Below are 13,253 nucleotides of genomic sequence, written 5' to 3'. Positions count from 1 at the left end.
GCGGTTCATCGCCGCCGGGCTCGCAGAACCCCGGGATCCCCTCCTCAGCAATGCCCAATTCCACGAGCGACTCCCCAGGTCAGGCGCTCGCCGCAGTGTTCAAGGCGATCGCTCCGCTGTCGGTGCGGACGGTGATCGAGCGGGAGGCCGAGGCGTCCTTGGGGACGTCAGCGCGGACGTCGCCGCTGTCGGTAGTGGTGGTGACCTTGTAGGGGGCGCGCGGGACGGTCACGTTCACCTCGCCGTTCTCCGTGGTCACGGCCACCTGCCGCGGCGCGACGGCGAACGACAGGTCGACCTTCCCGCTCTGGGAGGTGGCCGAGAGCTGCGGTGACCTGGTCGCGGTGGAGCGCAGTTCGCCGTTCTCGGTGCGCAGGTCGAGCGGGCCGGTCGCACCGGCGACCCTGATCGCTCCGTTGGTGCTGCGGATGCGCAGCGCGGTCCCGAACCCGGTGGCCGAGATCCTTCCGTTCTCTCCCTGGATCTCGACCGTGAGGTCGCGGGGCACCAGCACCTGGTAGCGCACGGCGCAGCCGCCGACCAGGGTGCCGCAGTCGGTGGACAGGGTGAGCCGGTCGCCGGTGAGATCCCAGGTCGCGGACGGCTTCCCGCCGATCAGCGCCCACCGGTCGAACCAGCGTGTCACCTGCACCTTCCCGACGTCGGCGGGCCGGATGTCGAGGTCGCCCCGGTCCTTGGCGATGGTGAGGCGGGAGCCGGCGGGGCCGAAGTCGCGCCGTTCGGGAGAGGCGTCGCCGGCCGAGGCCCCGCAGCCGGTGAGGGATGCGAGCAGGAGCGCTCCGGTGGCCGGGAGCGCGGAGCGGCGGAATGAGGGGATCAACGGGCCTCCGAACTCGATACCAAAAGTATTGAATACTTTCAGTATGCTACGGTCCGGTCATGACCGACAACCCAGGGCCCGCGCGGCGGGTCCCCCGCGCGGAGGTGCGGCGGCGGCTGCTGGCCGAGGCGGTGCGGGCGTTCACCGAACACGGCTACGCCGACGCCCGGATCGAGGACATCGCCCATGCCGCCGGCTTCACCAAGGGCGCCGTCTACTCCAACTTCGGTGGAAAGCAGGAGCTGTTCGGGGCCGTCCTCGACCGGGGGGCACAGGACGAGCTGGCCGCCGTGACCGCCGAGATCGACGGCGCCGCCGACGCCGGTGCGGTGATCGAACGGGTCGCCGAGCTCATCGCCGACCGGATCACCGGGGACATCCAGCACGGCCGGCTCGGGCTGGAGTTCGCCGCCCGCGCCGCGCGCGACGAGCGGACCAGGGCCGTGCTGGCCCCGATGCGCCGCGCGCAGCGCGACGCCGCCGCCCGCTCCGTCGCCGAGGTGACCGAGCGCACCGGCACCGGTGCCGCCGTCCCGGCGGAGCTGGCCGGCCTGATCCTGCACTGCCTCACCAACGGCCTGGTCAACGAGCATCTCGCCGACCCCGAGACCGTCACCGCAGACGTGATCAAGCAGGCGTTCACCGCCGTCCTCGGCGCACTACTCCCCCCGGCCGCGAACGCAGGATGGCCCTCGTCCCCGCCGTCCTCACCCTGACCGGCAACCCCCGCCACGTGACGCCACTCCCCGGCGACACCGCGGGCACCCGGACGGAGCGCGCGTCCTGTCCCCCAGTCGGGGGCTAGGGGGCGGTCGTCACGGGGGCGGCGTCCGGGGTGGTTCCGCGGGAGCCTGGGGCGTCGGTCAGGCCGAGCCTGAGATGTTCGACGTGGTAGAGGGCTTGGTCCAGAAGTTCGGCGACGTGGTCGTCGTACAGGGTGTACACGACCGACCGTCCCTTCCGCGTGCCCGTGACCAGGCCGAGGTTGCGCAGCAGCCTCAACTGGTGGGAGCAGGCGGACTGCTCCATGCCGACCTCGGCCGCCAATTCGGTGGCCGGGAGCGGGCCCTCTCGGAGCCGGGCGAGGATCAGCAGCCTGGAGGGAGTGGCCAGGGCCTGCAGTGTGGTCGCCACCCTCGCGGCACCGGCCGCGTCCAGGCGTCCGCGCGGGACGCCGCCGGCCGATCGATCAGCTCCGTGGCCCATGCGGCCATCGTACGCCGCGCCATGCATACATGAACCAATGTTCATTCGTCCCTGCATGGCGGCTCCGCCGGTACCGCGTCCGCCGGCGAAGCCTCACCGGTGTGCGGGGCGGGCGGCGCGGCGCCAGGCGCCCTCGGTGAGAAGGCGCAGCCCGTTGAGGCCGACGATGACGGTGGAGCCCTCGTGCCCGGCGACGCCGAGGGGCAGCGGCAGGGTTCCGGCCAGGTCCCAGATCACCAGGCCCGTAATGACCACGGCGGCGATGGCCAGGTTCTGCACCACCAGCCGGCGCGCCCGCCGCGACAGGTCGACGACGGCGGGGACGGTGGCCAGTTCGTCGCGGACGATGACGGCGTCGGCGGCCTCCAGGGCCAGGTCGGATCCGGCGCGGCCCATGGCGATGCCGGTGTGCGCGGCGGCCAGCGCGGGAGCGTCGTTGACCCCGTCTCCGACGAGGAGCACGTTGCGGCCGGAGCGTTCCAGTTCCTGGACGGCGGCGACCTTGTCGTGCGGCAGCAGGCCCGCGCGGACGTCGCCGATGCCGGCTTGGTCGGCGAGGTGGGCGGCGGCACGCGGGTTGTCACCGGTGAGCAGGACCGGTGCGGTGCCGGTGAGGGCGGTCAGGGCGGTGACGGTGGCGGCGGCGTCGGGCCGGAGCCGGTCGGTGATGCCGAGCACGCCGACCGGGACGCCGTCGAGTGCGACCAGCACCGCGGTGCGGCCCTCTTCCTCCAACCGCTCGGCCATGACGAGCGCGGGGTGGGCGCCGCGTCCGGTCCGAAGCCGCGCCGGGCTGCCGACCTCGACCCGGTGGCCGTCGACGGTCGCGGTGACGCCGGCCCCGGGGGCGGAGGAGAAGTCGGCCGCGGCGGGAATGTCCAGGCCGCGGGCACGGGCGGCCTCGACGATGGCGCGGCCCAAGGGGTGCTCGCTGGGATGCTCCGCTCCCGCCGCCAGCCGCAACAGGGCGTCCTCGGTCAGGCCCGCGCCCCTGAGCGGACGGATGTCGCCGACCTGCGGGACGCCTTCGGTCAGGGTGCCGGTCTTGTCCAGCGCCACCTGGTCGACCTGCCCGAGCCGCTCCATCACCACCGCCGACTTGACCAGCACGCCGTGCCGTCCGGCGTTGGCGATGGCCGACAGCAGCGGCGGCATCGTGGCGAGCACCACCGCGCACGGCGACGCGACGATCATGAACGTCATCGCGCGCAGCAGCGCCCCGGTCGGGTCGGCGCCGAAGGCCAGTGGGACGGCGAACACCGCCACCGTCGCCGCGACCATTCCCGCGCTGTAGCGCCGCTCGACCTTCTCGATGAACAGCTGGGTCGGCGCCTTGGTCTCGGACGCCTCCTCGACCAGCGCCACGATCTGGGCGATCACCGAGTCCGACGGATCGCGCTCGACCTTCACCCGGAGCGCGCCGGTCCCGTTGAGGGTGCCGGCGAACACCTCGTCGCCGGACTGCTTGGCCACCGGCAGCGGCTCACCGGTGATGGTCGCCTGGTCGACCTCGCTCGCCCCGGAAAGGACGCGGCCGTCGGCGCCGACGCGCTCGCCGGGCCGCACGAGGATGGTCTCGCCGACGGCGAGCCGGTCGGTGGGGACGGTGTGCTCGGTGCCGTCGTCGTCCAGGCGGGTCGCGGTCGCGGGAGCCAGGTCGAGCAGGCCGCGGACCGAGTCGGCGGTGCGGGCGGTGGCGACCGCCTCCAAGGCGCCGGAGGTGGCGAAGATGACGATCAGCAGCGCCCCGTCCAGGACCTGCCCGATCGCCGCCGCGCCGAGGGCGGCCACCACCATCAGCAGGTCCACGTCCAGGGTCCTGCCCATGAGGGCCTTCAGCCCGGCCCAGCCGGGCTCCCACCCGCCGGTGACGTAGGTCGCGGCGAACAGCGCGCCCCACGCCCAGGCCGGGCCGTCGAGCAGGTACACCGGAAGCCCGGCCAGGAACAGCACCAGCGCGGCCGCCGCCCATCGGGCCTCGGGCAGCGCGAGCACCCGAGTGCGGCGGCGTGGCGCTCCGCCGGCCGGTACGCCGTCCCCGGCCGCGGCGCGAGCTGGGCCGGTCAACGTGGAAGACATTCGGTGGGTCCTTCGGGAGCCGTCGGTCGAAGGCCGGCCCCGCCCCGGGGCCCGCCTGATCCACCGTAGCAGGAATACATGAACAAGGATTCATACCTTCATGGGCGCCCGGCGCGACCAGCACGCGGAGCGGAGATGCGGTAGTCTCCTGGCGTTTGTGAAGGGGAGTAGTCCTGCGAACCGGTCGTCGACATGCTGGAACCCGATGGTTCCCGGTGGCCGGGCCCGCCGCTGAGGCGGGCGGACGAGACCTTCGGTCCTTTGACGATGGCGCATGCGCGTCGTCGGAGGGTCGAGGTCGCGGGCTCCCCGGATTCCTGCCCTGATGGTCCTCGCCCCCCGGCACGCCTTGCGCGGGAAGGCTTGAGGTGACGGGTCGTGTGGCATTTCGTGCTGCTGATCGTGTGCGCGGTCGTGATCTACCTGTCGTGCGAGTGGTTCGTCAACGCGGTCGAGTGGCTGGGGCAGCGGCTCAACGTCGGGAAGATGGCGGTCGGCACGATCCTCGCCGCCTTCGGGACCGCGCTGCCGGAATCGGTGGTGACGCTGGTGGCGGTGACGACCGGCGGGACGGCCGAGGCCAAGGACATCGGCGTCGGCGCGGCGATGGGCGGGCCGCTCGCGCTGGCGACCGTCGCCTACGCGGTGACCGGTGTGGCGCTGCTGCTGCGCCGCCGCAGGCTGGCGGGCGCTGAGGCCGCCGCCGTCCCGGCCGGGGCCGCCGTCGGCGGGGCGCACGCGGGCGCCGGCGACGCCACCGCCGCGGGCCGCGGCGGTACGGGCGCCTCCGACGGGCACCGGGAGGTCCTGACCGGGCCGGGCGAGCTGGCGCGGCTGGTGAAGGACCAGCGCTGGTTCCTGGCGGTGTTCGTCGTCAAGGTCGCGCTGGGGTTGGTGGCGTTCGCGTTCAAGCCCGTCCTCGGCCTGGCGTTCTTCGCGGTGTACGCGGTGTACTTCTGGCGCGAGATGTCCGGCGGCTCGGCCGCGCCGCACGCGGTCGACCACGCCGCCGGCGAGACGGCACCCGGTGCGCAGGACGCCGTCGCCGACGACGAGGACGAGCTGGAGCCGCTGAAGCTCCAGCCGCGCCGGGAGGTTCCGGCGACCTGGGCCGTGGTGGCGCAGACGCTCGCCACGCTGGCGGTGATCTTCGTGTCGTCGCAGCTGTTCGTGCACCAGCTGGACGCGATCGGGCCGATGATCGGCCTGCCCGCGGCGGTGACCGCGCTGCTGCTGTCCCCGATCGCGACCGAGCTGCCGGAGATCATGAACGCGATCATCTGGGTGCGGCAGGGCAAGACGAGGCTGGCGCTGGCCAACATCTCCGGCGCGATGATGATCCAGGCGACCGTCCCCTCGGGACTGGGCCTGCTGTTCACCTCCTGGAAGTTCGACCACGCGCTGGCCTGGTCGGGGCTGATCACCATGGTCGCGATCGTGTACCTGCTGGCCACCATGCGCGCGCACCGGCTCACCCCGGCCCGCCTGGCCTTCGCCGGGGTCTTCTACCTGATCTTCGCCGGCGGCCTGGTGTTCATCCTGTCCTGACCCGCACCCGCCGGTGCCGCGTCGCGGCGCCCCTTGCGGACGGACGCCGCCGGACGGACCTTAGGAGGGAGACGCTCGGCACCATCGAGCAGACGGAGGGTCCGGTGCGCGCTTCCGAGAACGACGAGCCGTTCGCCATCGATCCCACCGGGCGCGACGTCCAAGGCGACGCCGCCCGGATACGGGCGCGCGGACCCGCGACGCGCATCCTCCTCCCCGGCGGCGTGGAGGCGTGGGCGGTCAGCAGTCCCCCGCTGCTGCGGCGGCTGCTGACCGACGACCGCGTTTCCAAGGACGCCTACCTGCACTGGCCGCCCCTGCTCAACGGCGAGGTCGGCCCGGGATGGCAGCTTTTCGCCTGGGTCGCGGTGCGGAACATGCTCACCGCCTACGGCCCCGACCATCGGCGGCTGCGGCGGCTGATCTCCAGCGCGTTCACCGTGCACCGCACGGCCGCGCTGCGTCCCCGCATCGAGGCGATCGTCGCCGAGCTGCTCGACGACCTCGACGCCGTCGCCCCGGGCGAGGCGGTGGACCTGCGCGACCGCTACGCCTACCCGCTGCCGATCAGGGTGATCTGCGAGCTGTTCGGCGTCGAGGACCCGGACGCGCGGGACGAGATACGCCGCTGCGTCGACGCGTTCTTCCGCACCACGACCGGGGCGGAGGAGGCCGCCGCTGCGTTCCCGCGTCTGCAGGAGATCCTGCGCGGCGTCGTCCGGGACAAGCGCACGCGTCCCGCGGACGACCTCTCCTCGGCCCTCATCGCGGCAAGGGACGAGGGCTCGCCGCTGTCGGAGGAGGAACTGGTCGACACGCTCGTCCTGTTCCTGAGCGCGGGGCACGAGACGACCGTCAACCTTCTCGACAACGCCGTCCACGCGATGCTCACCCGTCCCGAGCAGCTGGCCTTGGTCCGGGCAGGTCACGCCACCTGGGGCGACGTCATCGAGGAGACGCTGCGGGCCGAGCCCCCGATCGCCAACCTGCCCCTGCGCTTCGCCGTCGAGGACATCGAACTGGAGGACGGCACCGCACTGCGCAAGGGCGATGCGATCCTCGCCTGCTACGCGGCGGCCGGCCGCGACCCGCACGCGCACGGCGACGACGCCGACCTCTTCGACGTCACCCGCGCCGACAAGGAGCACATGGCGTTCGGCTACGGCGTCCATTACTGCCTCGGCGCGCCGCTGGCCAGGCTGGAGGCGTCGATCGCGCTGCCCGCGCTGTTCAGCAGGTTCCCGGGGCTGGAGCTGGCCGTGCGGCCGAGCGAACTCCTCCCGCTGGACTCCTTCATCTCCAACGGCCACCGGACCCTGCCGGCCCGCCTCAAGGCGGCCACCTGACATCGAACGGGACAGCCCCCAAGGCATCGAGGGTCTCGGCGGCGTTCACGCCGCCGAGACCCTCGTCCGAGCCGCCATGCTCTCAGCCGGGGCCAGGACGGCCATCGAGGCGGCCTCGTCGCGACCGGCCGGCGATGATCGGCGTCTCGGAGAACCCGGCACGTTCCACGTGCCGTCGGCCGGCCAGGTGATCGGCCGACGGCACGGCCCCCCTCGGAACGGGTCAGGCGGAGGTTGCCCGGACCGCCTCGCGGATCAGGTCGGCCACGTCCTTGGGACGGGAGACCGCAACGGCGTGGGACCCACCGTCGACCTCGAGGACGGTCGCGCCCGCGCGCTTGGCGCCGAACCGCTCCACGTCCGGGTTGATCGCCTGGTCGGCGGCGGCGACGAGCGCCCAGGACGGCTTGGTCTTCCAGGCCGCGGTGGAGGCCTTCTCGGTGAAGGCGGCGGCGGCGAGCGGACGCTGCGCGACGGCGAGGACCCTGGTGACGTCGCCGGGGACGTCCGCGGCGAAGACCTCCGGGAACGCCTCGGGGGCGATCGTGAGCTCGACGGCCGGGTCGCCGCCTTCGACGGGGTAGGTCGCCTGCTTCAGGTTGGCGCCGAGCGGCGAGCCGGGGAAGCGGTCCTGCAGCTCGCCGAGGCTTTCGCCTTCTTCGAGCACATACGCGGCGACGTAGACCAGGCCGACGACGTTGCCGGTGGTACCCGCCACGGTGATGACCGCACCGCCGTAGGAGTGGCCGACCAGCACGACGGGGCCGTCGATCTGGGCGGCGACCGAGGCGACGTACGCGGCGTCGGAGGCGAGTCCGCGCAGCGGATTGGGCGGGGCGACCACCGGGATGCCGTCGCCCTGCAACTCGGCGATGACGCCGGACCAGCTCGCGGCGTCGGCGAACGCGCCGTGCACGAGCACGACGGTGGGAACGGCCTTCTCGGCCATGGGCGAACTCCTCTGAGGATCGATGGCGCAGAGCGCGGTAGGTGGGGGGTCGGTCAGGCGTGCAGGGGCCGGTCAGGCGTGCAGGGCGTCGTGGAGGAACTCGCCGCCCTGCCGGGTGGCGGCCTTGGCGGCGTGCGTGTCGCGCATCGCGTTGACCATGACGAAGTCGTGGATGATGCCCTGATAGCGGACCGCCGTGGTCGGGACGCCGGCGGCGCGCAGCTTGGCGGCGTACGCTTCGCCCTCGTCGCGCAGCACGTCGGCCTCGGCCACGATGACGAGCGCCTGCGGGAGCCCGGCGAGCTCTTCCAGGCTCGCGCGCAGCGGCGAGGCGGTGATCTCGGCGCGCTGGGCGGGGTCGGTGGTGTACTGGTCCCAGAACCACTTCATGCCCTCGCGGTGCAGGAAGTAGCCGGTGGCGAACTCCTCGTAGGAGCCGGTGTCGAATCCAGCGTCGGTGACCGGGTAGAAGAGGAGCTGCGCGGCCAGGTCCGGGCCGCCCCGGCGCTTGGCGAGGATGGTGGTCGCGGCGGCCATGTTGCCGCCGACGGAGTCACCGGCCACCGCGATGCGGGCCGGGTCGAGGCCGTGCTCGGCACCGTGCCCCGCGATCCACTGCAGCGCCGCGTAGATCTCTTCGATCGCGGTCGGGTACTTCGCCTCCGGCGACAGGCTGTAGTTCACGAAGACCGTCGCGGCCTGGGCCCGGACGGTGAGTTCGCGGACGAGCCGGTCATGGGTGTGGGCGTTGCCGAACACCCAGCCGGCGCCGTGGATGTAGAGGACCACGGGCAGGACGCCCCGGGCGCCGGCCGGACGGAGGATCCGGATGGAGACCTCGCCCGACGGGCCGCCGGGGATCGTGAGGTCCTGCACGTCGGCGGCCGGAACCGGGATGTCGCCGTCCTGGACGCCGTCGACGGCCTTGCGTCCTTCGACGGGGTCCAGCTCGTAAAGGAAGGGCGGGTTCTTGGTGGCCTCGACGAAATCCTGAGCGGCCGGTTCGAGTACGGGTTCGTTGATCGTCATGAGTCCAGCTTCGGGCGCCGCCGCCGTTGAACACATCGGTCGGCCGACTGCTCTGCCGAAGTACTGACGGTGCCGGGTCTTACTTAAGTCGGGTCTACTTGAGTCGGTCGTGAGGGCGGTCCGACAGGGCTTCGGCGACGAAGGAACCGCCCTGCTTGATGGCGGCGTGCGCGGACGGGCTGGGCTCAAGGGCGGCCAGCGACACGAAGTCGTGCACCATGCCGAGGTAGCGGACGGACGTCACCGCGACGCCGGCGCGCCGCAGGTGACGCGCGTACTGCTCGGCCTCGTCGCGGACGATGTCCCCCTCCGCGGAAACGATCAGCGTGGGCGGCAGCCCGGCCAGATCGTCGGCGGTGGCGCGCGACGGCGCGGCGACCGGCTCGGCGAGCTCCCGTTCGCCGCCGCCGTACTGCCGCCAGTACCACTTCAGCGCCGCGCGCGTCAGCAGGTGCCCCTCGGCGAACTGCTCCTGGGAGTCGCTGTCGCACCGCGGGTCGGTCATCGCGTAGTACAGCAGCTGGGCGCGCAGCCGCGGTCCGCCGCGCCGCTTGGCCAGCATCGCCAGCGCGGTCGCCATGGTGGCGCCGGCGCAGTCGCCGGCGACCGCGATCCGGTCGCCCCGCAGGGCCAGTTCACCGGCATTCCGGGCGGCCCACTCCAGCACCGCGTAGCACTCCTCGATGGCGACGGGGTAACGCGCCTCGGAGGTGCGGGTGTACTCGGGGACCACGAACGCGGCGCCGCTGACCTTGACCAGCGCGCTGATCAGCCGCCAGTGCGTGTGCGCGTCCCCCAGCATCCACCGGCCGCCATGCAGGTAGAGCACGGCGGGCAGCGGGCCGGGGACGGCGGCCGGGCGGAAGATCCACAGACCGGTCAGCCCGGACGGCCCGACCGGCGCGGCATGGAAGGCGGCCTCCACGCGGGGGTCGTCGGGCGCGTTCCCCTGCGACTCCAGCAGGGCGAGGCGCCCGTCGACGGGGCCGATCTGGTGCAGGTAGGGCGGTGCCGCCGACGCGTCGAGGAGGCTGCGCACGAGGGGGTCCGGGACGAACGGGGGCCGGGCACGGCCGCATCCGCCCGCCGGCGGTGTTCGTCCGCTCATCCGCACCTGGCCATTGATGTGAGAGGAATCGCTCGGGCCGGTCCACTGTAGTGGCCGCCGACCGTCACGTGTCCGGTCGGTTTCCGCCGCATCATCGGCCGAGGGATGCTCAGTCCTCGACGAGGTCGCGCAGCTGGTGGCGGTTGCTGACCCCCAGCTTGGGATACGCCTGGTACAGATGCGAGCCGATGGTGCGCGGAGAGAGGGTCAGCAGCCGGGCGATCTCGCGGTTGCTCATCCCCTTGGCGGCCAGGCGGACGATCTGTTGCTGCTGCGCGGTCAGGACGCCCAGCGGATCCGCCGCGCCGCCCCCACCATGGGGCGCTCGCGGACCGTGCGGAGACGAAACGCCGCTCGCCCGCAGCTCGGCGGTCGCCTGCCCGGCCGCCGCGTGCGCCCCGAGCCGGGTGAAGGTGTCCGCGGCCGCGGCCAGCAGCGGGCGGGCGTCCAAGGGGCGGCGCTTGCGGCGCAGCCACTGCGCGTAGTGCAGCCGGGCCCGGCCCCGATCCAACGGCCACTGCTGCGCGGCGGGGTCGATGACCGCGAGACGGAAATGCCGCTCGGCACGGGGCGAGTCGTCCACCAGGGCCTCGGCATGGTGCAGCAGCAGCCCCGTTCGCTTCGTCGGATCCGGCCCCGCCCCCGCTCGCACCGCCTCCAGCAGCGGGACGATCTCCTGTTGCCGTCCCGTCCGCCGCGCGACCGCCATCAGGTCCGCGATCGACCGCGCCGACAGGACGTGGTGCAGCGGGGTGCCGTTCTCGTCGAAGAGGCCGCGCAGATGGCGGAACGCCTCGTCGAGGTCGCCCGCCGCCTCGGCCTGTACGGCGGCGGCCCGTAGCAAGTGCGCGTGGGTCGCCCGGTTCTCGTCCAGGTCGATCGCCGTCCAGAGCGAGCCGGGCAGCGCGAACGGACGGCCGCGGAGCCCGGCGAGCGTCGCGCGCAGGGCGGCGGTGTCGATCTCCACGTGGGCGAGTCCGTGCACCGCGGCGATGGACGCCGCCTCCTCCAGCGCGGCATCGGCCTCGGCCCATCGGCCGGTGTCGATCAGGGACGCCGCCAGCGGGATCAGGTGGTTCGCCGCCGCCCCCTCCGCACCGGCGGGGCGCAGGACGTCCAGGGCCTGCCGCAGGGAGTCGGCGCACAGCCCCGGCTCGTCGGCGTACCAGGCGACCGTGCCCGTGGCCAGCAACCGGACGGCGTACGCGGGGTCGTCCGGCTGCGGTGCGCCCGGGCGCCGGGGCCGCCTGAGCAGCGCGGGGGCGGCGGCCGGGTCGGCCGTGGCGAGGACCGCGTCACTGACCGCGTCGCAGGCGTCGTCGTCCATGGTCGACCGCAGCAGCGACGCGCCGGGCTCGATCCGGACGTCGCGCAGGAGACGCCTCAGGGGCCGCCGTGCCTCCGGCAGGCCGGACTGGTGCGCGACGGCGCCGAGCACCGAGACCAGGGCGAGCCGGGTCCGGCCGTCCGCCGGCGGGGTGTGTTCCAGCGTGGTGAGCAGCAGCCGGAGCGCCTCGCGCTGGCGGGCGGACAGCGACAGCGCCAGCGCGGAGCCGCCGGCCGCGATCCCGAGCAGGTCGGGGTCGCGGGTCAGGGGCACGATCCTGGCGGCCAGTTCGCGGACCCAGGTGCGGTCCCCGGCCATGTCGGCCGCGTGCAGCGCCCTGGCGTACCGGCGGGCCCGGTCCGCCGGGTCCGGGCTGAGCTCGGCCGCGCGCTGCAGCGTCCGCGCCGCGGCGCCCCATCCGGCGCCGCGTCCGGCCTGGCCGGCGGAATCCTCCAGGGCCGCGGCGACCGGCTCGTCGGGGCCGACGCAGGCGCCGGCCCGGTGCCAGGCGCGCCGCTCGGGGGCGTCGGCGAGCGCTCCGGCGAGGTCGCGGTGCGCCTCCTGGCGGAGCTGAGCGGCCGGTTGCCAGTAGGCCGCCGCGCGGACCAGCGGATGGTGGAAGTCCACCCGGTCCGCGGAGACGGCGATCAGGCCCGCCTCCTCGGCGGGCCGCCAGACCCCGAGGTCGGAGCCGTACCCGGCGGCGCGCATCACCGTCGCCAGGTCCTCCTGCTCGCCGGCGGCGGCGTACAGGAGCGCCCGCCGCGTGGCCGGCGGCAGCGCCCGCAGCCGGCCGGCGTAGACCTCCCGTGTCCACGAGCCGCCGGCCGCCGGACCGTCGCCGGGGCCGGGACGGTCGCGGCCGGCGGCCCGGCACAACTCGATGATCGCCAGTGGATTGCCGCGGGCCTGCCGGAGGAGCTCCAGGCGGGCCCGGCCGGTCGGCGGCAGCGGCTGGGCGTCCAGCAGTCGCGCGGCGTCCTGCTCGCCGAGCGGTCCCAGCCCGAGGAGGGGCAGCTCGGTGAACACCTGGTGCAGGTCCGCATGGCCGCGCGCGGCCACCAGGATCGACACGCTCGCGCCGACGAGGCGGCGCAGGGCGAACCCGAGCACGTCCGCCGAGTCGCGGTCCAGATGCTGGGCGTCATCGATGACGAGCGCGACGGGCTGCCGTGCCGAGACGTCGCCGAGCAGTGTCAGTACCGCGACGCGCAGGTGCATCGGATCCGGTGGCCGCATCGCGGGCGTCATCCCGAAGACCGTCTCCAGCGTCGCCCGCAGGTGCTCCGGCAGGACGTCCATGCGCGGGAACAGCGGGAACAGGAGCTGGTGCAGGCAGGCGAAGGAGTACGGCGACTCGGCCTCGCTTCCCCAGGCGCGCAGGACGAGGACGCCCGTCCGCTTCAGGTGCTCGGTCGCGGCGGCGAGCAGCGCGCTCTTGCCGATGCCCGCTTCACCGAGCACGAGCAGCCCGCGCGGGCCGCCGGTGTCCGGCCCGCCCGCCGCGAGGGCGCGCGTCAGCTCCGCACGGCGGCCGAGCAGGGACGGCTCCCCCGGCCGGACGGCCCCCGTGCCTCCGGACCCGGCTTCGCGGGGATCGGCGGCCCGTTCCGTCCTGTCCACGGCACTCCCTCCTCGTCTGTCGCGCACCTCCCGGATCGGGCGTTGTCCGCGATCGTGTCTCTCAAAGTCTGGTTTCCGAGCGGGGCAGGGCGCCCCTCTCCGTGGGCCACGAATGCAGGCGCGTCACGAAGGCGCGCCGCATGGCCTCGTAGCTGCCGTATCCCGCGACGCCGGCGGTCTCCGTCACCGTGCGGCCG

General features: G+C 73.8%; 10 protein-coding genes. 3 read left to right on the top strand and 7 right to left on the bottom strand.

Annotated elements, in window-relative coordinates; translation table 11 throughout:
• Positions 1-79: 79 nt before the first annotated feature.
• Entirely contained in the window at positions 80-841 is a 762-nt protein-coding gene (locus amrb99_RS02890; RefSeq protein ID WP_190851837.1) for a DUF4097 family beta strand repeat-containing protein, read from the bottom strand.
• 59 nt (positions 842-900) lie between these two features.
• On the opposite strand from amrb99_RS02890, the gene amrb99_RS02885 reads away from it, so the two are divergent.
• Positions 901-1,557: a TetR/AcrR family transcriptional regulator gene (locus amrb99_RS02885; protein WP_190851835.1), complete on the top strand. Its 657-nt coding sequence runs from the start codon at positions 901-903 to the stop codon at positions 1,555-1,557.
• A gap of 85 nt (positions 1,558-1,642) precedes the next feature.
• On the opposite strand, the gene amrb99_RS02880 is transcribed toward amrb99_RS02885, so the two are convergent.
• Positions 1,643-2,047, bottom strand: a complete 405-nt coding sequence (locus amrb99_RS02880) for a metalloregulator ArsR/SmtB family transcription factor (protein WP_190851833.1) — start codon at positions 2,045-2,047, stop codon at positions 1,643-1,645.
• A 93-nt stretch (positions 2,048-2,140) separates the two neighbouring features.
• On the bottom strand, positions 2,141-4,126 hold the full coding sequence (locus amrb99_RS02875; protein WP_190851831.1) for a heavy metal translocating P-type ATPase: 1,986 nt from the start codon (positions 4,124-4,126) through the stop codon (positions 2,141-2,143).
• Between the two features lie 378 nt (positions 4,127-4,504).
• On the opposite strand from amrb99_RS02875, the gene amrb99_RS02870 reads away from it, so the two are divergent.
• Positions 4,505-5,674, top strand: a complete 1,170-nt coding sequence (locus tag amrb99_RS02870) for a sodium:calcium antiporter (RefSeq protein ID WP_190851829.1) — start codon at positions 4,505-4,507, stop codon at positions 5,672-5,674.
• Between the two features lie 104 nt (positions 5,675-5,778).
• Complete coding sequence (locus amrb99_RS02865) at positions 5,779-7,020, top strand: cytochrome P450 (protein WP_190851827.1); 1,242 nt, start codon at positions 5,779-5,781, stop codon at positions 7,018-7,020.
• Between the two features lie 223 nt (positions 7,021-7,243).
• Here amrb99_RS02865 and amrb99_RS02860 read toward each other — a convergent pair whose 3' ends face one another.
• From amrb99_RS02860 to amrb99_RS02845, 4 genes are all read right to left on the bottom strand, one after another.
• The gene (locus tag amrb99_RS02860; protein WP_190851825.1) at positions 7,244-7,969 is read right to left on the bottom strand and encodes an alpha/beta hydrolase; all 726 of its coding nucleotides are present in this window, start codon (positions 7,967-7,969) and stop codon (positions 7,244-7,246) included.
• A 72-nt stretch (positions 7,970-8,041) separates the two neighbouring features.
• Positions 8,042-8,998, bottom strand: a complete 957-nt coding sequence (locus tag amrb99_RS02855; protein WP_190851823.1) for an alpha/beta hydrolase — start codon at positions 8,996-8,998, stop codon at positions 8,042-8,044.
• Positions 8,999-9,092: 94 nt separating this feature from the next.
• Positions 9,093-10,106 carry an alpha/beta hydrolase gene (locus tag amrb99_RS02850; RefSeq protein ID WP_190851821.1) on the bottom strand — a complete coding sequence of 338 codons (1,014 nt, stop codon included), beginning with the start codon at positions 10,104-10,106 and terminating at the stop codon, positions 9,093-9,095.
• Between the two features lie 109 nt (positions 10,107-10,215).
• A complete protein-coding gene (locus amrb99_RS02845; RefSeq protein ID WP_206699766.1) occupies positions 10,216-13,056 on the bottom strand; it encodes an AAA family ATPase in 2,841 nt (946 codons plus the stop codon).
• Positions 13,057-13,253: the final 197 nt, after the last annotated feature.

This window comes from Actinomadura sp. RB99 (assembly GCF_014706005.1).
Taxonomy (GTDB): Bacteria; Actinomycetota; Actinomycetes; order Streptosporangiales; family Streptosporangiaceae; genus Spirillospora.
Note: the sequence above shows the minus strand (reverse complement) of the source record. Positions and strands in the feature narration are given on the sequence as shown.

Excerpts from the sequence above, each read along its gene's own strand:
- amrb99_RS02885 (WP_190851835.1), top strand. The coding sequence starts at position 901 with ATGACCGACAACCCAGGGCCCGCGCGGCGGGTCCCCCGCGCGGAGGTG.
- amrb99_RS02880 (WP_190851833.1), bottom strand. The coding sequence starts at position 2,047 with ATGGGCCACGGAGCTGATCGATCGGCCGGCGGCGTCCCGCGCGGACGC.
- amrb99_RS02875 (WP_190851831.1), bottom strand. The coding sequence starts at position 4,126 with ATGTCTTCCACGTTGACCGGCCCAGCTCGCGCCGCGGCCGGGGACGGC.
- amrb99_RS02860 (WP_190851825.1), bottom strand. The coding sequence starts at position 7,969 with ATGGCCGAGAAGGCCGTTCCCACCGTCGTGCTCGTGCACGGCGCGTTC.
- amrb99_RS02855 (WP_190851823.1), bottom strand. The coding sequence starts at position 8,998 with ATGACGATCAACGAACCCGTACTCGAACCGGCCGCTCAGGATTTCGTC.
- amrb99_RS02850 (WP_190851821.1), bottom strand. The coding sequence starts at position 10,106 with ATGAGCGGACGAACACCGCCGGCGGGCGGATGCGGCCGTGCCCGGCCC.